Source organism: Streptomyces sp. WY228, assembly GCF_019287315.1.
Classification (GTDB): domain Bacteria; phylum Actinomycetota; class Actinomycetes; order Streptomycetales; family Streptomycetaceae; genus Streptomyces; species Streptomyces caviscabies.
Window position 1 is genome coordinate 2,091,693 of record NZ_CP079114.1, and the last position, 19,377, is coordinate 2,111,069.

Genomic DNA, 19,377 nt, shown 5'->3' on the forward strand with positions numbered 1-19,377 from the left:
ACGGCCGCGGGCCGGCCCCGCCTCCCCAGCGGGGAGAGCGGGACCGGCCCGGTGGACCAGGACGGCTGTCGCGGCACCGTTGCCGACGTCTGCCGTCACCGTAGTGCCGCGCGAGGTCAGCGCAGCGTGAAGACGGCCGCCGTGCGTCCCGGGACGGTGAAAGTGGCTGATTTCCCGTCGTACCTGGCTCGTTTGACCGTAAGATCCGCGCCCTTGGCCTGCACCGGGTGCAGGGCGTACGTCTTTCCGGCCGGTGCGGCGAGCCGCTGGGTGGCGGTGTCGGGCGCGGCGTTGAGGACGACGACGTGCTTGCCGAGGCGCATGGTGATCACGCCGGGCGTCTCGTCCTTGCCGGAGAGCGGGAAGGACAGGGCGGACTGCACCTGGTCCGCGGTGCTCAGGGAGAACTCCTTCTCGGTGGAGCGGATGGTGAGCAGGTCGCGGTAGGCGGCCGAGGCCCCGTCGATCTGGGCGCAGTCGGGGGCGATGGTGCCGGTGGCGGCCAGCAGCGGCTTGGCGTACGGCCACTTGTCCTGGTTGTCGGCGGCGGGCGGCAGGCCCCGGCCGAAGCCGTTGCCGTCGCGGCAGTCCCAGTGCAGGGCGTTGAACCAGTCGCCGCTGTCGTAGGAGTTGCGGTCCAGCGACTTGGAGCGCAGCAGGTCGCTGCCCGCCTGGGAGAGCGAGGGCCCCTGGGAGAGGACGGAGGCGGCCATCGCCACCACCTGGGCCCTGGCCCGCTCGGCGGCCGTGGTGGAGGCCGGGAGCTTGAAGGCGAGGGCGTCGAAGAGGGTCTCGTTGTCGTGGGCGTCGGAGTAGGCGAGGGCGTCGCCGGGTGCGGCCGCGTATCCGGCGGGCGCCCCGTTGTAGTCGACGTCGGAGCCCTTGACCGTGCGCCCGGTGGTGTCGGTGAAGGTGTAGTCGGCGAGGTTGCCGGTGAGGCCGACCTTGATCAGGTCCTGGTAGTGCAGCAGCCGGGCCTTCTGCTCGGCGCGGGTGCCGTTGGCGGGCGAGGAGTTGGGGTCGGTGTAGAGGCCGGTGGCGAAACCTTGGACGCCGGGGTCCTCGTCGAAGGGGCCGCCGCCGCGCACGGCGTCGCGGGCCCGGTCGGAGAAGGTGGCGATGCCGGTGCCGGCCATGTTCTTCTGGGTGGCCTGGACGAAGCGGGCGTCGTCCGCGATCTCGCCGAAGTTCCAGCCCTCGCCGTACAGGACGATCTTCTTGCCGTCGACGCCGTCCTTGGCGGGCGTGAGGGAGTCGAGCGCCTTGCGGACGGCGAGGATGTTGTCCTTGGGGTGGTGGCCCATCAGGTCGAAGCGGAAGCCGTCGACCTTGTACTCCTTGGCCCAGGTGACGATCGAGTCCACGACGAGCTTGCCCATCATGGTGTTCTCGGGCGCGGTGTTGGCGCAGCAGGTGGAGGTGGCGACGCTGCCGTCCTCCAGGAGCCGCTGGTAGTAGCCGGGCACGATCCTGTCGAGGACCGACTTGTCGTCCTGCCCGGAGGCGACGGTGTGGTTGTAGACGACGTCCATGACCGTGCGCAGACCGGCCTGGTTGAGGCCCTGGACCATCTGCCGGAATTCGACCGTGCGCCGGGTGCCGTCCGGGTCGGAGGCGTAGGAACCCTCGGGGACGGTGTAGTGGAACGGGTCGTAGCCCCAGTTGAAGCCGTCCTTGGCGGCGGCCCTGCTCACACAGGCTTGCTGCTCCTCGGAGTCGGGGGCGTGGACGTGGAGGTCGCAGGCGGGCTCCGCCTGGTCCTTCTTCTTCTCCGGGACGGTCCCGATGTCGAAGACGGGCAGCAGGTGGACGTAGCTGGTGCCGGAGTCGGCGAGCTTCTTGAGGTGCCGCATGCCCTGGGAACGGGTGTCGGTGAAGGCGAGGTATTCACCGGGGTGCTGGGCCGTGCGGTCCGTGATGGAGAAGTCCCGGACGTGCAGCTCCTGGATCTGGGCGTCCCGCAGCGGGGTGGCGGCGGGCTTCTTCAGGCCCGACCAGCCGCGCGGCGCCAGCTTCGGGTCGGTGAGGTCGACGACGAGGCTGCGGGCGGAGTCGGCGGTCAGGGCGGTGGAGTAGGGGTCGGTGACCTTGTTGGTGACCAGTTTCTGGACGGTGGGCGCCCAGACGGTCACGGCGTACCGGTAGGGCTTGCCCTGCCAGCTCTTCTTCCCGGTGACCGACCAGACGCCGGTGCGGTCGTCGCGCTTCATCGGGTGGGTACGGCCGTCGAGTTCGAGGGCGACGGTCGCGGCGGTCGGGGCCCAGACGGAGAGGGTGGGCGTCGACTTGCGGAAGACCGGGCCGAGTTCGGCGGAGGCGGCCTTCCTGCCGTACAGGTCGTCCAGGATGCCGGCCGTCTGTACGCCGGTGGCGGCGAGCAGAGCGCCGTTGGCGGCACGCTGGGTGGCGATGAGCTGGCCCCGCAGCGACTCCCGGACGCGGTCGCGGTCGCGGGCGTCGACGGTGAACGCCGGATAGTCCTTCAGATGCGGGTACTTCGCCTTCTGCGCGTCGCTCAGCGCGGACTGCGTGAGCCGCAGCCACTGCCCCTCGTCGGAGAGCGCCCCGTCCACGACGGAGATGCCGCCCTTCTTCGCGTACACGAGCTGCTGGCTGGTGGCCTCGGTGGCCTTCACCTTCCAGACGACGGTGTTCGCGTCGATCCACTGCGCCTCGGCCTTGGAGAGGTCGGGGGCCGCGCCGCCGCCGGTCTGCGGGAGGAGGTAGCCGGGCTTGCCGCCGAGCATCCAGACCTCGTGGCCGTAGGTGGCGAGGTCGAGGGACTGGTCGGTGGGCAGGTCCTTCTCGTCGCCCTTGTGCAGGATGTAGCTGAGCGTGGTGGCGCCGTCGACGAGCGGCACCTCGAACGTGACCCCGTAGGCGTCCTTCTTCACGGGCGCGAGCGGCTTCGCCCAGTCGGTGGGCTCCTTGGCGCCGGCCCAGGTGTGCAGCCCCCAGCCGTCGTAATCGCCGTCCGGGCGGTGGTAGTTGAGGACGGCCTTGGTGGTGTCCTGCGGCGGGGTCTCGGGCGCCTCGGCCGTCTGCTCGTCCTTGCCCTGCTCGATCCAGACCTGTCCGGTCACGCCGAGGTCGACGGTCCGCTCCGGGCCGTCGGCCTTGCCGTCCTTCTCGACGGTGTACGGAAGGGAGCCCGTGCCCTCCTCCACGTCGATCCAGGCGAACGCGCCGTACGCGTCACGGCCGATGAACTCGGCGGTCTTCTCGCCGGACGTGAGCTGCCAGCCGTCGTAGTCGCCGTCGGGGCGCTGGTAGTGGACGACGGCCCGGTCGCGCTCGACGGCGACGGGCTTGCCGGGGTCCGGTGCCTGACCGGCGGTGGTGGAGGCGAGGGCACTGGAGGTGCGGCCGGTGCGGTCGACGACGACCGCCTTGTAGCGCAGGGGCGTTCCCGCCCGCACCGAGGCGTCCAGATACTGGGTGACCTTGTACGGGGCGTGGTCGGCGCTGCCGAGCGTCTTCCACCTGCCGTCGCCGGTCTGCGCGGCGAAGACGACCCGGTTGAGCTGTCCGCCGTCCACGTCGGCGGCGATCTCGACGGTGCCGGTAGCGCCGGCGGCCGGGGCCTTCAGCGAGATCGTGGGCTTGGCGGCGGGGGCGCCCACGGCCCGGTCCGCCTTCAGCACGATGCTGGAGAGGGCGGGCACGGTGACGGTGACCTTCTTGTCCTTGCCGCTGCGGACCTGGCCGGAACCGCCGTAGACCGTACGGAAGTTCATTCCGGCCGACTCGGTGGCGAGCTGGACCGTCCTCGGGCTCGTGCCGTTGTTGGAGGCGACGAGGTATTCGTACGGCCGCTTCGTCTCGATGCGCGAGGTGGCGTACACGGAGCCGTCCGCGAGCCGCTCGATCTGGGTGCCGTCGCGCAGCGCCGGGTGCTTCTCGGTGAGCTTCGACAGCGCGGCGATGGAGCGGTAGACGGGGTGCTCGGTGTCGTACGCGTTCGAGGCGTGGGTGCGGTCGGTGCCGAGCTGGTCGTCGTCGAGGTAGTCGGCGGCCTTCGAGGCGAAGAGGGGCTGGCGGGCGTCCTTGTCGCCGCCCGCGCCGGTGAAGCCCTGCTCGTCGCCGGAGTAGATCACCGGGTTGCCCCGGCCGAGGAACATCAGCTCGTTGGCGAGCCGGGCGCGCTTCAGCAGCTCCGCGTCGTCGGCCTTCGGGTTGTCCTGCTTCAGGAAGGTCCCGATGCGGCCCATGTCGTGGTTGCCGAGGAAGGTGACCTGCTCGTAGGCGTTGGCCTTGTCGGTGGTGTAGCGGAAGTCGTTGCCGTACACCGAGGCGAGCTTGTCGGCGGGCGCGCCTTGGGAGGCGAACTGCCGGGCGGCCTCCTGGAACGGGAAGTCCAGCGTCGAGTCCAGGCGGCCCCGGGTGACGTAGGGCGCGGTGATCTCGGGGTCGGCGGAGTAGACCTCGCCGAACATGAAGAAGTCGTCCCGGCCGCGCTTCTCGGCGTACGCGTCGAGCGCGGTGGCCCACTGGGTCCAGAAGTCCAGGTCGACGTGTTTGACGGTGTCGATGCGGAACCCGTCGATGTCGAAGTCGCGGACCCACTTCTCGTAGATCTTCTCCATGCCCTTCACGACCTCGGGACGCTCCGTCCACAGGTCGTCGAGCCCGTTGAAGTCGCCGTACTCGGTGGACTCGCCGGCCCACGTCGAGTCGCCCCGGTTGTGGTACATGGTCGGGTCGTTGAGCCAGGACGGCACCTTCTTCTCCGCCCCGGGAGCCTGCACCGGGGTGTACGGGAAGGAGTCCTGGTCCACCTTGCCGACGCCCTCGCGGTCGTCGAAGGGACGGCCGGTCCTGTCGAGGTAGGGGAAGGCGCCCTTGGGCTTGTAGCCGTAGGCCTTCTCCGCGTGGTCGACGGTGTCGGCGGTGTGGTTGGTGATGACGTCGAAGAAGACCTTCATGCCCTTGGCGTGGGCCTTGTCGATCAGCTTCTCCAGATCGGCGTTGGTGCCGAAGTGCGGGTCGACCTGGGTGAAGTCCGTGATCCAGTAGCCGTGGTAGCCCGCCGATGCGTCCTTGCCGGTGCCCTGGACGGGCCGGTTCTTGAAGATCGGGGCCAGCCAGATGGCGGTGGTGCCGAGGTCCTTGATGTAGTCGAGCTTCGACGTCAGGCCCTTGAGGTCGCCGCCCTGGTAGAACCCCTTGTCGGTGGGGTCGTAGCCGTGGTCGAGACGTGAACCGGTCAGCCCGCCCCGGTCGTTGGAGGCGTCGCCGTTGGCGAAGCGGTCGGGCAGCACGAAGTAGAACTGCTCGCGCGTGAGGTCGTGCCGGGCCGCCTCCTTCGCCAGTTTCGCGTCGGAGGGCGGGGCCGGCGGCCGGGGCGACGCGGCGGCGGTGGCCGCCGGGACGACGGGCAGCAGCGCCGCGCACAGGGCGGCCACCGCCCCTCGTCTCAAGGTGGTTCGGGACACGGAGGGTGCTCCTCGGCTGGTGTCAGGAGGGTGGGCTGCGGGCCGGTGGCGCTGCCACCGGCCCGCGGAGAAGGGGGTACGGGTCAGCCGCGCCAGACGTCGGCGGTCAGCGTGACCTTCCCGGAGGCCGGGACGGTCGCGGTGCGGTTCGCCCCGCTCTCCCAGGTGACGTTGCCACTGCCGTCCTTGCGGACGTACTTGTACGCGAACGTGGTCCCGGCGGGCAGGGCCACGTCGAGCTTCCACACGGGGTACGCGGCCGGGTCGAGCTTCGGCGCGTTCGCCGGGTTCCAGTTGCCGAGGGCCGCCTGGTCGCCGGTGACGTAGATGTTCTGGCCGGGCTGGGTCGTGGCGTTGACGCCGAAGGAGGCGCCGGAGGAGCCGTCACCGGGGCCCGGGTCGGGGTTCGTGCCGCCGCCTCCGGAGCAGGTACGGGCATTCACGTGCAGGGCGACGGCGGTGCCGGCCAGGACGGTGGCGGTGAACTGGCCGGAGCCGTTGACGGTGACGCTGTTGCCGGACTGGACGTCGCAGTAGTCACCGGCGGGCAGCGAGGTCTGGAAGGTCCGGTTCAGCGCGGAGCCCTCGTGGTTGATGGCGACGTACGCCTTGTCACCCCGGCCGAAGGCGATCTGGTCGCCGCCGTTGTCCCACCAGTTGGTGACGGACTGGCCGCGTGCGGCGTTGCGGAAGCCGACCATGGAGGAGATCTCGCGCCAGGCGTGCTGGCACTTCCAGCCGTCGCTGTAGCAGGCGTTGACCTGGCCGCCGCCCGGCGGTCCGGCGTCGTGGTCGCTGAACTCGTAGCCGGAGTGGACGTCCGGGGAGCCGTAGGGGTAGGCCAGCATGAAGACGTTGGCGAGGGTGTAGGCGGAACCGTTCTTGTAGTTGAGGGTGTCGCCGCCGCGCTCGGTGTCGTGGTTGTCGACGAAGACGCCGGACTTGCCGGACTCCATGAAGCCCCAGCCCTCGCCGAAGTTCTTCAGGTGGGCGAGGTTCTCGTTGAGGAAGACCTGCTTGAGGCTCCGCCCGTAACGGAACTCCTGGACGTCGCCGGTGCCGAGGTACTCGGAGGGCGAGACGGCCTCGCCCGCTCCGTGGATCGCCTCCTGCTTCCAGTAGACGTTCGGGTTGCTCAGCCGGGACTTGATGTTGGCGAGGTCGCCGGCGGGCATGTGCTTGGCGGCGTCGATGCGGAAGCCGTCGACACCGAGCGAGAGCAGGTCGTTCAGGTAGCCGGCGATCCTGCCGCGTACGTAGTCCTCGCCGGTGTCCAGGTCGGCCAGGCCGACCAGTTCGCAGTTCTGGACGTTGGCGCGGTCGTTGTAGTTGCTGATCTGGGCGCGGCAGTCGTCCATGTCGGCGCCGGAGTAGATGCCCGGGTAGTCGTACTTGGTGTACGGGGAGCCGCCGGTGCCGGTGCCGTTGCCCGCCGCCATGTGGTTGATGACGGCGTCCGCGACGACCTTGACGCCCGCCGAGTGACACGTGTTGACCATGGCGGAGAAGGCGGCGCGGTCACCGAGCCGCCCGGCGATCCTGTAGCTGACGGGCTGGTAGGACGTCCACCACTGGCCGCCCTGGATGTGCTCCTGGGGCGGCGAGACCTGGACGTAGCCGTAGCCCGCCGGACCGAGGGCGTCCGTGCAGGCTTTGGCGATGGAGGCGAACTTCCACTCGAACATCACGGCGGTGACGTCCTTGTCGCCCGGAGCGGCGGCCTGCGCGGGTGACGCGGCGCCGAATCCGGTGGGGATGACGAGGGCGGCGGCGCCGGCCACGAGGGCGAGCGCGACAGACAGGGGTCTGCGTGCCATGTCTTTCCTCCTGCGGGTGGGGGAAACGCGGGTGACGGTGCAGCCTCAGCCGGCAACGCGCCATGCCCTCAAGGCTCCTGAAGGTTCTTGCTGCAAGAATGCAAACCTTGCCGCGGACCAGACCGTACGAGCCCGCCAGGCACCGGTCAACCCTTTGGACATCAGCCGCTCACATCCGTGAAACAACGGCGTTTTCTTCCTGACATCCGCGCGATTTCTCGCTGCAAGGTCTTTCGCAAGATATTGCGCGCCTGTTACGTTTCATCCGACTCCGGTCCGGTCGGCCGGGGGTTCCGGCGTCGCTCGCGCGGTGCCGGACCCCACGCGCCCGGCCGGCCGGGCCGGTCACGACAAGAGAGGCACCCGGAGTCGCTACAACTCCCCGCCGGCCCGTCCTGGGCCGACTCCTGGTGCCTCTCCTGTGCGTGCCTGTCCTGCTTCCTGTGTCCCCGGGGCTCGTCAGCCCTGGGTGCGCACCGCCGCCGTCGAGCCCCGGACGACCAGCTCCGGCTGGAAGACGTACTCCGTGCGCTGCACCGGGTTTCCGCCTATCTCCTCCAGCAGCGCGCCCACGGCGGCCGCCGCCATCGCCTGCACGGGCTGGCGCACCGTCGTCAGCGGCGGATCCGTGAACGCGATGAACGGCGAGTCGTCGAAGCCCACGACCGAGACGTCGCGCGGCACCTCCAGCCCCCTCCCCCGGGCGGCACGGACCACTCCGAGGGCCATCAGGTCGCTCCCGCAGACGATGCCCGTGCAGCCCGCGTCCAGCAGGGCGCCGGCCGCCACCTGACCGCCCTCGACGCTGAACAGCGTGGAGCAGACCAGCGATTCGGCCCCCGCCCGGTCCATGCCGAGCACCGAGACGGCCGCCTCCACGAACCCGTCGTGCTTGCGGCGGGAGGGGACGTAGCGCTGCGGGCCGATGGCCAGGCCGATCCGGCGGTGGCCCAGGTCGGCGAGATGCCCGAGGGCCATCCGTACGGCAGCGTTGTCATCGGGCGAGAAGAAGGGGGCGCTGATCCGCTCGTTGTAGCCGTTGATCAGGACGAACGGTATGCCGCGCTCGGTGAGCGCGGCATACCGTTCCGGGTCGGCGGAGGTGTCCGCGTGCAGCCCGGACAGGAAGACGATGCCGCCGACGCCCCGCTCCACGAGCTGCTCGACGAGTTCGTCCTCGGTGGCCCCGCCGGGCACCTGGGTGCAGAGCACGGGGGTGTAGCCGTGCCCGGCCAGCACCTGTTCGACGGACTGCGCGAACGCCGGGAAGATCGGGTTGGTGAGTTCGGGCGTCACCAGGCCGATCAGTCCGGCGCTGCGCTGCCGCAGCCGTACGGGCCGCTCGTAGCCCAGGATGTCGAGCGCCGCGAGCACCCGCTGACGCGTGGAGTCCGCGACGCCCTGCTTCCCGTTCAGGACGCGGCTCACGGTCGCCTCGCTGACCGCCGCCTGTCCGGCGATGTCGGACAGGCGGGGCGCGGCCGTGATCCTGGGCGACGGCAGTGTCACACCGTCCACCAGACCGTGGTGTCGGCGGGCAGCTCGGCCTCGGCGCCGTCCACGGTGACCGGGGAGCTGGCGATCAGCACCTGGCCGCGGGCGGCGACGCGGACCGGGGCGCCGGTGGTGTTGACGGTGCAGACGAAGCCCGGGCGGGCGAAGGCGAGGACGCCTTCGGGGGCGTCCAGCCACTCGACGCCGGTGCCCGCGCCGAGGCCCGGGTGGTCGCGGCGGGCGGCGATCGCGGCACGGTACAGCTCCAGGGTGGAGCCCTCCACGCCGGTCTGCGCCTCGACGGACAGCTCGCCCCAGCCGGCCGGCTGCGGGAGCCAGCTGCCGCCGTCGCCGAAGCCGTGGCTGCTGCCCTCGCGGGTCCACGGGATCGGCACGCGGCAGCCGTCGCGGAAGCCGTCCTGGCCCGCTGCGCGGAAGAACGAGGGGTCCTGGCGGGCCTCGTCGGGCAGGTCGGTGACGTCGGGCAGACCGAGCTCCTCGCCCTGGTAGACGTAGGCGGAGCCGGGCAGGGCGAGCATCAGCAGCGAGGCGGCGCGGGCCCGGCGCAGGCCCAGCTCACGGTCGCCGGGGGTACGGATCTGGGTGCCGAGCCCCGCCGGGTTGGCGAACCGGGTGGTGTGCCGGGTGACGTCGTGGTTGGAGAGCACCCAGGTGGTGGGCGCGCCGACCGGGCGCATGGCGTCGAGCGAGGCGTCGATGACCTTGCGCAGTTCGGCGGCGTCCCAGGCGGTGGCCAGGTACGGGAAGTTGAACGCCTGGTGCATCTCGTCGGGGCGCACGTAGTTGGCGGTGCGCTCGGCGGTGGGCGTCCAGGCCTCGGCGACGGCGATCCTCTCGCCCGGGTACTCGTCGAGGATGGTGCGCCAGCTGCGGTAGATCGCGTGGACGCCGTCCTGGTCGAAGAACGGCATGACGTCGTTGCCGAGCAGCTTGAGCTGGTCGTGGGTGCCGAGGTCGGGCAGGCCCTCGGCCTTGACGAGGCCGTGGGCGACGTCGACGCGGAAGCCGTCGACGCCCATGTCGAGCCAGAAGCGCAGGATGGAGCGGAACTCGTCGGCGACGGCCGGGTGCTCCCAGTTGAAGTCGGGCTGCTCGGGGGCGAAGAGGTGGAGGTACCAGTCGCCGGGGGTGCCGTCCGGGTTCACCGTACGGGTCCAGGCGGGGCCGCCGAAGATCGACTCCCAGTCGTTGGGCGGGAGTTCGCCGTTCGCGCCCTTTCCGGGGCGGAAGTGGTAGCGCTCGCGCAGGGCGGAGCCGGGGCCCTCGGCCAGGGCGCGCTTGAACCACTCGTGCTGGTCGGAGGAGTGGTTGGGGACCAGGTCGACGATGACGCGCAGGCCCAGGCCGTGGGCCTCGCGGATCAGCGCGTCGGCGTCCAGCAGATTGCCGAACATCGGGTCGATGGCCCGGTAGTCGGAGACGTCGTAGCCGGCGTCGGCCTGCGGGGAGGCGTAGAAGGGGCTGAGCCAGACCGCGTCGACGCCCAGGTCCTTCAGGTGGGGCAGGCGGGCGGTGACGCCGGGGAGGTCGCCCATGCCGTCGCCGTTGCCGTCGGCGAAGCTCCGCGGATAGACCTGGTAGATCACCGCGTCCTGCCACCAGCCGGTGCGGTGGCCCGGGGCGTCGTCGGACGTGCCGGTGGAGGGGGCAGCGAGATGCTGGGTCATGTCGTCCCTGAGGTGTCTGGGTGGGGAGCGACGCCGGGTCCGGGTCGGGTTCCGGCGCCGCCGTGACGGGTGCGGTGGTACGTGCGGGTGCTGGGGTCCGGGAGGTGCTCAGCCCTTGACGGCTCCGGCGGACATGCCGGTGACGAGGTGCTTCTGGGCGAAGAGGAACACCAGGGCGGCCGGGATGGCGATGAGGACGGAGGCGGCGGTCATGGGGCCCCACTGGGCTCCGTACTGGTTGACGAACTTCTGGAGCCCGCCGGCCAGCGTGAGGTTCTCGTCGCCGACCAGGAAGGCGGAGGCATAGGCCACTTCGCCCCAGGCGGTGATGAAGGAGTAGAACGCGGTGACGGCGAGGCCCGGCTTGGCCAGCGGCAGGATGAGCCGGAAGAAGGTACCGAACGGGGTGAGGCCGTCGACCTCGCCGGACTCGTCGATCTCGCGCGGGATGGTGTCGAAGAAGCCCTTCATCATCCAGGCACAGAACGGCACCGAGATGGTGAGGTAGGTGATGACGAGACCGGCGGGCTGGTTGAGCAGTCCGAGGCTCGACATGATGTTGTAGATCGGCACGATGAGGACGGCGACCGGGAACATCTGGGTGACGAGCAGCGTCCACATCAGCCCGCGCTTGCCGGGGAAGCGGAAGCGGCTGACCGCGTATCCGGTGGTGGCGGCGACGAAGACGCCGATCACGGTGGAGAGCGCGGAGATGATCACGGAGTTGGCGAACCAGTTGAGGAACTCCGTGTCGCGGATCAGGTTCGTGTAGTTGACGAACGTCGTCTCGCGGAAGAAGTCCGTGGTGGTCGCGTACTTCGCGGGCTTGAGCGAGGTCAGCAGGACCCACAGCACCGGGAAGACCGCGATCACCGAGGCGACGATCAGGGTCAGGTGCAGGACCACGGAGGCGAGCGGGGAGCGCTCGCCGCGCAGGCGGACCTTGCGTACGGCGTGCCGGGCGGGGGTGTCGGTCGCAGTGGTCACCAGTTGTCTCCCTGGGAGCGCAGGACTCGCCGGTAGACCACGGCGAAGAGCATCAGGAGTACGAGGATCAGCACGCCCCAGGTGGAGGACTGCGCGTAGTCGCGCGGGCTGATCTCGAAGGAGAACTTGTACGCCTGGGTCACCAGGATCTGGGTCGCCTCACCGGGTCCGCCGCGGGTCAGCAGGAAGATCACCGGGAACATGTTGAAGGTCCAGATGGTGGAGAGCAGGACCACCGTGGTGGAGACCGGGCGAAGTCCGGGAAGCGTGATGTGGCGGAACCGCTGCCAGGCGGTCGCGCCGTCCATCTCGGCCGCCTCGTACTGCTCGGAGGGGATGGACTGGAGCCCGCCGAGGAGGGCGACCATCATGAATGGAATGCCGAGCCAGACGTTGACGGCGATGACCGCGAACTTGGCCCAGGTCGGGTCGTTCAGCCACGGCACGGCATCGATGCCGGCGCCGCCGAGGATCTTGTTGAGCAGACCGCGCTCCTCGTTGTAGAGGAAGCGCCAGGCGAAGACGGAGACGAAGCCGGGGATGGCCCAGGGCAGGATGAGGGCCATGCGGTAGGCGGAGCGTCCGGCGATGCGGCGGTTGAGGATGTTCGCCAGGGCCATGCCGAGAACGAACGTGATGCTCACGCAGGAGACCGTCCACACCAGCGTCCAGCCGAGCGTGCCGAGGAACTGCGAGCCGGTCAGCGCGTCGATGTAGTTGTCCGCGCCGACGAACTCGTAGGTGGCAGGAATCTCGTTGACGCCGATGGAACGGGCGACGTTGCGCTCGTCGGCGTCGGTCATCGACAGGTAGATGCCGCGGACCAGCGGGTAGCCGATGATCACGCCGATCACGAGGACGACCGGGGCGACCATGGCCCAGGCGTACCAGTGGACCGACAGGGCCCGCCGGAGACGGCCGGGGGTCGGCGGTGGGGTGCCAGTACCGCGGCTCCGGCCGCGGGCGACGTTCTCGCCCGCGGCCTTCACCACCGACTGGCTGGTGTGGACAGCCATCAGTCGGACAACCTTCCTGTTACTTCCAGCCCTCGAGGAGCTTGCGGTAGGAGTCACCGGTGGCCTTGGCGGCCTTCTCCGGCGTGGTCTGGCCGGTGAGGACCTTGGTGTACTCGACGCGCAGCGGCTCGAAGAGGCTGCCGCCCTCGGGGATCCAGGGGCGCTCGACGGCGGTCTCGACGACCGGCTTGAAGAAGCCGACGATCTCGCTGTCGACCGCTTCCTTCTTGGCGTACGCGGAGGTGCGGGTCGGCAGCAGGTTCAGCTCGCCGGCGGCGGTGGCCTGGCTGTCCACGGACGTCATGTACTCGACGAAGGCGTAGGAGGCCTCGAGGTTCTTGGAGCCGGCGTAGACGGCGAGGCTGTGGCCGCCCTGCGGGGCGCCCTGGGCGGCGGAGCCGGCCGGGACCGGGGCGATGCCCAGGTTCTCCTTGTCCGTGAACTCCTTGCCGGTCAGGGTGTCGGAGACGGCCCAGGGGCCGTTGATCATCATCGCGACGTCGCCGTTCTTGAACGACTGCATCATGTTCTCCCAGCCGTCCGAGGCGTCCGTCTTCGCGGTGCCGTCGTCGACCAGGGCCTTGACCGCCTTGAACGCCTTGACGCCCTCGGGCTTGTCGATGGTGACGCTCTTGGAGCCGGCGTCGACCATGTCGCCGCCCTCGCCGTACAGGAAGGAGAGGAAGTAGTACGGGTCGTCGCCGCGGAGGTAGAGGCCGGTCTTGCCGGTCTTGTCCTTGATCTTCTTGGCCGCGGTCTTGAGGTCGTCCAGGTTCGCGGGCACCTCGACACCGGCCTCCTTGAACATCTTCTTGTTGTAGAAGATGCCCATGGAGTCGATGACCTGCGGGACGGCGTAGGTCTTGCCCTCGTACTTGGTGGACGCGACAGCCTGCTTGAGGAAGTCGTCCTGGTTCTTCAGGGCGGAGGTGCCGTCCAGCGGGGCCAGGTAGCCGAGGCTCGCGAAGTCCGGCGTCCAGGCGACCTCGGAGCGGATCACGTCGGGCGCGCCGTCGCCGGCCTGGGCCGCGTTCTTGAACTTGTTCTGTGCCTCGCCGAAGGGCACGCTGACGTACTTGACGTCGACCTTCGGGTGCTTCTTCTCAAAGCCTTCGGCGAGCTTCTTGAAGACCTTGTCCTCGCTGCCGACGCTGGAGGTGTCCCACCAGGTGACGGTGCCGGAGAGCTCACCCGAGCTCTTGCCGCCGCCGGACTCGTCGTCGCTGCCGCAGGCGGTCGCCGCGAGCGCCAGGGCCGCGACCAGGGCGGTGGCCGTTATGCCACGTCGCATCTGAACTCCTTCAACTGCCGTACCGCTCCGTCGCGGCGCCGGGTCGACGTGAACGTAACAAGGATGAAAGACGATCGAAAGACCTTGCGGAGGATTTCTGCAAGCCTTGGCGATCGTTACATTCGCGTGTCCTCAAGGTTGCCGTCAACCCCCTTGACGGCGGCCGCCGACCCCTGGCAGAAGCAGGTGGGACACGCCATATCCGCAGTGCGACGATCCGACCGCAGTCCGCGATCCGGTGCCGCAAGTCCTTGCAAGACGTTGCCGGGAAGCCCGCCGAAGACCTCTCCGACAGCCACGCGGCGGTGTCTCCGCACCACCCCGCTCACGGTGGGCAATCCGACACGGGCCCGGTACAGTCCCATCCCATGACCGCACGGCTTGCCGATATCGCAACTCAGGCGGGGGTCAGTGAAGCGACGGTCAGCCGAGTCCTGAACGGCAAGCCCGGAGTCGCGGCGACCACCCGCGAATCCGTCCTCGCGGCGCTCGACGTCCTGGGCTACGAGCGCCCGGTGCGACTGCGCAGGCGCAGCGCGGGCCTGGTCGGCCTGATCACCCCCGAGCTGGAGAACCCGATCTTCCCGGCGCTGGCGCAGGTCATCGGCCAGGCGCTGACCCGGCAGGGCTACACCCCGGTGCTGGCGACCCAGACCCCCGGCGGCTCCACCGAGGACGAACTCACCGAAATGCTGGTGGACCGGGGCGTCTCCGGCATCATCTTCGTCTCCGGGCTGCACGCGGACACCTCGGCCGATGTGCAGCGCTACGAGCAACTGCGCGGCCAGGGAGTCCCCTTCGTCCTGATGAACGGCTTCTCGGCCAAGGTGCAGGCGCCGTTCATCTCGCCCGACGACCGGGCGGCGATGCGCCTCGCGGTGACGCATCTCGTGGCACTCGGCCACCAGCGCATCGGCCTCGCGCTCGGCCCCAAGCGCTTCGTTCCGGTGCTCCGCAAGATCGAGGGCTTCCACGCCACGATGCGGGAGCAGCTGGGCCTCGCCCCGGACGAGGTGGAGGAGTTGATCGAGCACTCTCTGTACACCTTGGAGGGCGGCCAGGCGGCCGCCTCCGCCCTGATGGAGCGCGGCTGCACGGCGGTCGTGTGCGCGAGCGACATGATGGCGCTCGGAGCGATCCGGGCGGCCCGCCGGCTTTCGAAGGACGTGCCGCGCGATCTGTCGGTGGTGGGCTACGACGACTCGGCGCTCATAGCGTTCACCGACCCGCCGCTGACGACGATCCGGCAGCCGGTGACGGCCATGGGCCAGGCCGCGGTGCGCACGCTCCTGGAGGAGATCGGCGGAACCCCGGCCCCGCACAGCGAGTTCGTCTTCATGCCCGAGCTGGTGGTTCGCGGCTCGACGGCCGCCGGACCCGCAGGCGGCTCAGGGTCCCCGCCTCGTCCTTGAGACGCAGGACGTGCGACCCGAACCCGACCGGAGGATGATCGGGGGCAGGGGAATCTCTATGGAAGACTCTCTGCCTATGGGTGAGACACAGGTGACAGCACAGGAAGGCCGGTCGACGGCCGGTCCTACACCCATCGTGACCGACCGGACGGCCGGGTCCGGCTGGTCCGCCCGCTTCCGTTCGCTGCGGATGCCCCGCCGTCCCCGGCTCTGGTTCGAGATCCTGCTCATCGCGGTCAGTTACTGGCTGTACTCACTCGTGCGCAACGCCGTTCCGGAGCAGAAGGCGGCGGCCCTGCGCAACGCGGACTGGATCTGGTCGGCGGAGAAGACACTCGGTCTCGCCTTCGAGGAAACGGTCAATCACGGAGTCAATTCCGTGACATGGCTGATCGTGTCGATGAACTACTACTACGCGACGCTGCATTTCGTCGTGACCATCGGCGTCCTCGTCTGGCTGTTCCGCCGCCACCCGGGCCGGTACGCGGCAACGCGGCTCGTGCTCTTCGCGACGACGGCGGTGGCCCTGCTCGGCTACTACCTCTACCCCCTGGCGCCACCCCGTCTGATGAACGGCGCGAACTTCATCGACACCGTGCTGGTGCACGAGACGTGGGGCTCGATGGCGTCGGGCAACTTCAAGAACATGTCGAACCAGTACGCGGCGATGCCGTCGATGCACATCGGCTGGTCGCTCTGGTGCGGCCTGACGATCTTCGCCCTGGCCTCGGCGCCCTGGGCCCGCATTCTGGGCCTGCTCTACCCGACGCTCACCCTCGTGGTCATCGTGGCCACCGCCAACCACTTCTGGCTGGACGCGGTGGGCGGCATGGCCTGCCTCGCGTTCGGTTACGCGATCTCCCGCGTCTGGTACGGCTCACTGCCGCACCGGCTGCCGAAGCGGGTGCCCACCGGGTCCGGCGACGGGAAGAGCCGGCTGACCGGGCTGCGCGCCGCCAGACTGCCGCGCCCGGCGTCGGAGCCGAAGCCGGAGACGGAGCCGGAGACGGAGACGGAAACGGCCGGGGCGCGCAGGGCGTAGTCCTCGTACGGCGAGGAACGGGGTGTGGGGCGGACGTCGTGTCCGCCCCACACCCTGTTCGCCCGGTCGGGGCCGCTACCCCCGGTGCCCGTCAGCCCGCCCGGCGCTTGAGGGCGCCCTTATCAGCCCCTCCTGCGTTTGAGGAGCGGGGTCCGGGCCCCGGGAGCGAACGCTTAAGACGCCGCCCCGTAGAACCGCTCCTCCACCACCGCCCGAGCCCTCCGAGTGATCCGCCGATAGTCGTCCAACATGTCCCCGACATGCCCCGGCTCGTACCCCAGGTACCGCCCCACCGCCGTCATCTCCCGCGCCTCGGACGGAAACGTGTCGCCCGGCCGCCCCCGCACCAGCATCACCGCGTTGCGCACCCGCGTGGCCAGCACCCACGCCTCGTCCAGCGTCTCCGCGTCCTCCGCCGGAATCAGCCCCGCCGCACACGCGGCGGCCAGCGCCTCGCGCGTCCGCGTCGTCCGCAGCCCCGGCTCCGACCACCCGTGCCGCATCTGCATCAGCTGCACGGTCCACTCGACATCGCTCAGCCCGCCCCGCCCCAGCTTCGCGTGGAGCGTGGGGTCCGCGCCGCGCGGCATCCGCTCGGACTCCATCCGCGCCTTGAGCCGGCGGATCTCGCGTACGGCGTCCTCGCCGAGCCCTTCCATCGGATACCGCAACGGATCGGCCAGCTCGATGAACGCGCGCCCCAACTCCGCGTCGCCCGCCACCGGTTCGGCCCGCAGCAGCGCCTGGCTCTCCCAGACCAGCGACCAGCGCCGGTAGTAGGCCTCGTACGACTTGAGCGTGCGCACCATCGGCCCGGTCCTGCCCTCCGGCCGCAGATCGGCGTCGATGAGCAACGGCGGGTCGGCGGTCGGCAGTTGGAGCAGTCTCCGCATCTCCCCCACGACCGCGTTGGCCGCCCGCCCCGCCTCCTCGTCGCTCACGCCCTCGCGCGGCTGATGGACGAAGAGGACGTCCGCGTCGGAGCCGTAACCCAGCTCGTGCCCGCCGAAGCGGCCCATGCCGATGACGGCGAACCGGGTCGGCAGCGTGTCGCCCCACCGCTCTCGGACGGCGGCCCGCAGCGCGCCCGCGATGGTGGCGGCGTTGAGGTCGGTGACGGCCGAGCCGACGCGGTCGACGAGCGCCCCGTGGTCCTGCTCGGCGGGGCTGTCCTCGGTGCCGTACGAGCCGATGAGGTCGGCGGCCGTCGTACGGAACAGCTCGCGCCGGCGCACCCCGCGCACCACCGCGACGGCCGACTCCGCGTCCCCGGCCCGCCCCACCGCGGCCAGCACCTCCTGGTCCAGGTGGGCCCGGGTGCGGGGGGTGAGCCCCTCCGGATCGCCGAGGATCGCCACCGCCTCCGGGGCCCGCATGAGCAGGTCCGGGGCGAGGCGGCCGGCGGAGAGGACCCGGGCGAGGTTCTCCGCGGCCGCGCCCTCGTCGCGCAGGAGCCGCAGGTACCACGGGGTCTTGCCGAGCGCGTCGGACACCTTGCGGAAGCCGAGGAGCCCGGCGTCCGGGTCGGCGGAGTCCGCGAACCAGCCGAGCAGCACCGGCAGCAGCGTGCGCTGGATGGCGGCCTTGCGGGAGACCCCGGAGGAGAGGGCCTCCAGGTGCCGCAGGGCGGCGGCCGGGTCGGCGTACCCGAGGGCCTCCAGGCGGTGGGCCGCGGCCTTCGCGCTGAGCCGGGACTCGGCGGGGGCCAGCTGGGCGACGGCGTCCAGCAACGGCCGGTAGAAGATCTTCTCGTGCAGCCGCCGTACGACGGAGGCGTGCCGCTTCCACGCCTTGTTCAGCTCGGCCACCGGGTCGGTGCGCATCCCGAGCGACCGGCCGAGCCGCCGCAGATCCGCCTCGTCCTCGGGGACGAGGTGGGTGCGGCGCATCCGGTAGAGCTGGATCCGGTGCTCCATGGAGCGCAGGAAGCGGTACGCCTCATCGAGCTGCGCGGCGTCCGCACGTCCGACGTAACCGCCCTCGGCGAGCGCCCGCAGCGCCTCCAGGGTGGAGCCGCTGCGCAGCGAGGCGTCACTGCGGCCGTGCACCAACTGGAGGAGCTGGACGGCGAATTCGACGTCACGGAGGCCGCCGGGGCCGAGCTTCAGCTCGCGCTCGATGCGGTCGGCGGGGATGTTGTCGACGACGCGGCGGCGCATCTTCTGCACGTCGGGGACGAAGTTCTCCCGGTCGGCGGCGCCCCAGACGAGCGGCGACACCGCCTCGACGTACTCCGCGCCCAGCTCGGGGTCGCCGGCCACCGCGCGGGCCTTCAACAGGGCCTGGAACTCCCAGGTCTTGGCCCAGCGCTGGTAGTAGGCGAGGTGCGAGCTGAGGGTGCGCACCAGCGGCCCGTTGCGCCCCTCGGGGCGGAGGTTGGCGTCGACCTCCCAGATGGTGCCCTCGGCGGTGGTCTCGGAGCAGATCCGCATCATGTGGGCGGCCAGCCGGGTGGCGGCCTGCATCGCCTTGGTCTCGTCGACCCCGTCGCGCGCCTCCCCGACGAAGATCACGTCGACGTCGGAGACGTAGTTCAGCTCCCGCCCGCCGCACTTGCCCATCGCCACGACGGCGAGCCGGCACTGCGCCGCGTCCTCGGGCGCGGCCGTGCGGGCGATGGCGAGCGCGGCGCGCAGGGTGGCGGTGGCGAGGTCGGCCAGTTCGGCGGCGGTCTGGGCGAGGTCGGTGGTGCCGCACACGTCCCGGGCGGCGAGGGTGAGCAGGCACCGGCGGTAGGCGACCCGCAGCGAGTCCGGGTCGACCGCGTCGGCGAGCCCCCGCTCGAACTCGGCGACCCCGGGGTGCAGGTCGATCGCCTCGTAGGTCACGAGCGCCTGCCAGTCGCGCGGATGCCGGGCCAGATGGTCGCCGAGCGCCTCCGACGCGCCGAGCACCCCGAGGAGCCGGTCGCGCAGGGGTTTGGCGGTGACGAGGGTGTCGAGCAGCACCTGCCGCTCGTCCGCCGTCTCGGCCTCCACGATCCGGACCAGTCCGCGCAGGGACAGATCCGGATCGGCGGTGGCCCCGAGCGCCTCCAGGAGGACCGGATCCGACCGTACGGAGGCGAGCGCGTCCAGGTCGAGGAGCTGCTCGGCGGCGGACGGGTCGGTGAATCCGTGCCGCAGCAACCGGGTGAACGTACTGCTCCTGCGCCCCGGCACCGTCGTCATTGCACGCTCTCCCGCCGCCCGAACC

At 70.5% G+C, this 19,377-nt stretch carries 10 protein-coding genes; 2 read left to right on the forward strand and 8 right to left on the reverse strand.

What is annotated here, in order from left to right:
* Positions 1-116: 116 nt before the first annotated feature.
* From pulA to KV381_RS09030, 7 genes are all read right to left on the reverse strand, one after another.
* On the reverse strand, positions 117-5,435 hold the full coding sequence (gene pulA, locus KV381_RS09000; RefSeq protein ID WP_218785029.1) for a pullulanase-type alpha-1,6-glucosidase: 5,319 nt from the start codon (positions 5,433-5,435) through the stop codon (positions 117-119).
* An 83-nt stretch (positions 5,436-5,518) separates the two neighbouring features.
* Entirely contained in the window at positions 5,519-7,252 is a 1,734-nt protein-coding gene (locus KV381_RS09005; RefSeq protein ID WP_218785030.1) for a carbohydrate-binding module family 20 domain-containing protein, read from the reverse strand.
* Between the two features lie 459 nt (positions 7,253-7,711).
* Positions 7,712-8,773, reverse strand: a complete 1,062-nt coding sequence (locus tag KV381_RS09010) for a LacI family DNA-binding transcriptional regulator (protein WP_030080826.1) — start codon at positions 8,771-8,773, stop codon at positions 7,712-7,714.
* The gene (locus KV381_RS09015) at positions 8,758-10,434 is read right to left on the reverse strand and encodes a glycoside hydrolase family 13 protein (RefSeq protein WP_030080827.1); all 1,677 of its coding nucleotides are present in this window, start codon (positions 10,432-10,434) and stop codon (positions 8,758-8,760) included. The genes KV381_RS09010 and KV381_RS09015 overlap by 16 nt, the downstream gene beginning before the upstream one ends.
* Before the next feature lie 108 nt (positions 10,435-10,542).
* Positions 10,543-11,421 carry a sugar ABC transporter permease gene (locus tag KV381_RS09020; protein ID WP_030080828.1) on the reverse strand — a complete coding sequence of 293 codons (879 nt, stop codon included), beginning with the start codon at positions 11,419-11,421 and terminating at the stop codon, positions 10,543-10,545.
* A complete protein-coding gene (locus tag KV381_RS09025) occupies positions 11,418-12,437 on the reverse strand; it encodes a carbohydrate ABC transporter permease (RefSeq protein ID WP_030622545.1) in 1,020 nt (339 codons plus the stop codon). Before KV381_RS09025 ends, KV381_RS09020 begins: the two co-directional genes overlap by 4 nt.
* A gap of 19 nt (positions 12,438-12,456) precedes the next feature.
* On the reverse strand, positions 12,457-13,728 hold the full coding sequence (locus KV381_RS09030; RefSeq protein ID WP_218785031.1) for an extracellular solute-binding protein: 1,272 nt from the start codon (positions 13,726-13,728) through the stop codon (positions 12,457-12,459).
* A 368-nt stretch (positions 13,729-14,096) separates the two neighbouring features.
* Between KV381_RS09030 and KV381_RS09035 the strand changes: the two genes are divergently transcribed.
* Both KV381_RS09035 and KV381_RS09040 read left to right on the forward strand, forming a co-directional pair.
* Entirely contained in the window at positions 14,097-15,140 is a 1,044-nt protein-coding gene (locus KV381_RS09035; protein ID WP_030622541.1) for a LacI family DNA-binding transcriptional regulator, read from the forward strand.
* Between the two features lie 76 nt (positions 15,141-15,216).
* Positions 15,217-16,182 (forward strand): phosphatase PAP2 family protein, encoded by a 966-nt coding sequence (locus tag KV381_RS09040; protein ID WP_373461001.1) that lies wholly within the window; start codon positions 15,217-15,219, stop codon positions 16,180-16,182.
* A 173-nt stretch (positions 16,183-16,355) separates the two neighbouring features.
* Here the strand turns inward: KV381_RS09040 and KV381_RS09045 are convergent, their stop codons facing one another.
* Positions 16,356-19,352, reverse strand: a complete 2,997-nt coding sequence (locus KV381_RS09045; RefSeq protein WP_030622536.1) for a bifunctional [glutamine synthetase] adenylyltransferase/[glutamine synthetase]-adenylyl-L-tyrosine phosphorylase — start codon at positions 19,350-19,352, stop codon at positions 16,356-16,358.
* Positions 19,353-19,377 lie beyond the last annotated feature (25 nt).

Coding starts and splice junctions, on each gene's coding strand:
- KV381_RS09005 (WP_218785030.1), bottom strand. CDS start 7,252: ATGGCACGCAGACCCCTGTCTGTCGCGCTCGCCCTCGTGGCCGGCGCC.
- KV381_RS09015 (WP_030080827.1), bottom strand. CDS start 10,434: ATGACCCAGCATCTCGCTGCCCCCTCCACCGGCACGTCCGACGACGCC.
- KV381_RS09025 (WP_030622545.1), bottom strand. CDS start 12,437: ATGGCTGTCCACACCAGCCAGTCGGTGGTGAAGGCCGCGGGCGAGAAC.
- KV381_RS09030 (WP_218785031.1), bottom strand. CDS start 13,728: ATGCGACGTGGCATAACGGCCACCGCCCTGGTCGCGGCCCTGGCGCTC.
- KV381_RS09035 (WP_030622541.1), top strand. CDS start 14,097: ATGACCGCACGGCTTGCCGATATCGCAACTCAGGCGGGGGTCAGTGAA.
- KV381_RS09040 (WP_373461001.1), top strand. CDS start 15,217: ATGGGTGAGACACAGGTGACAGCACAGGAAGGCCGGTCGACGGCCGGT.
- KV381_RS09045 (WP_030622536.1), bottom strand. CDS start 19,352: ATGACGACGGTGCCGGGGCGCAGGAGCAGTACGTTCACCCGGTTGCTG.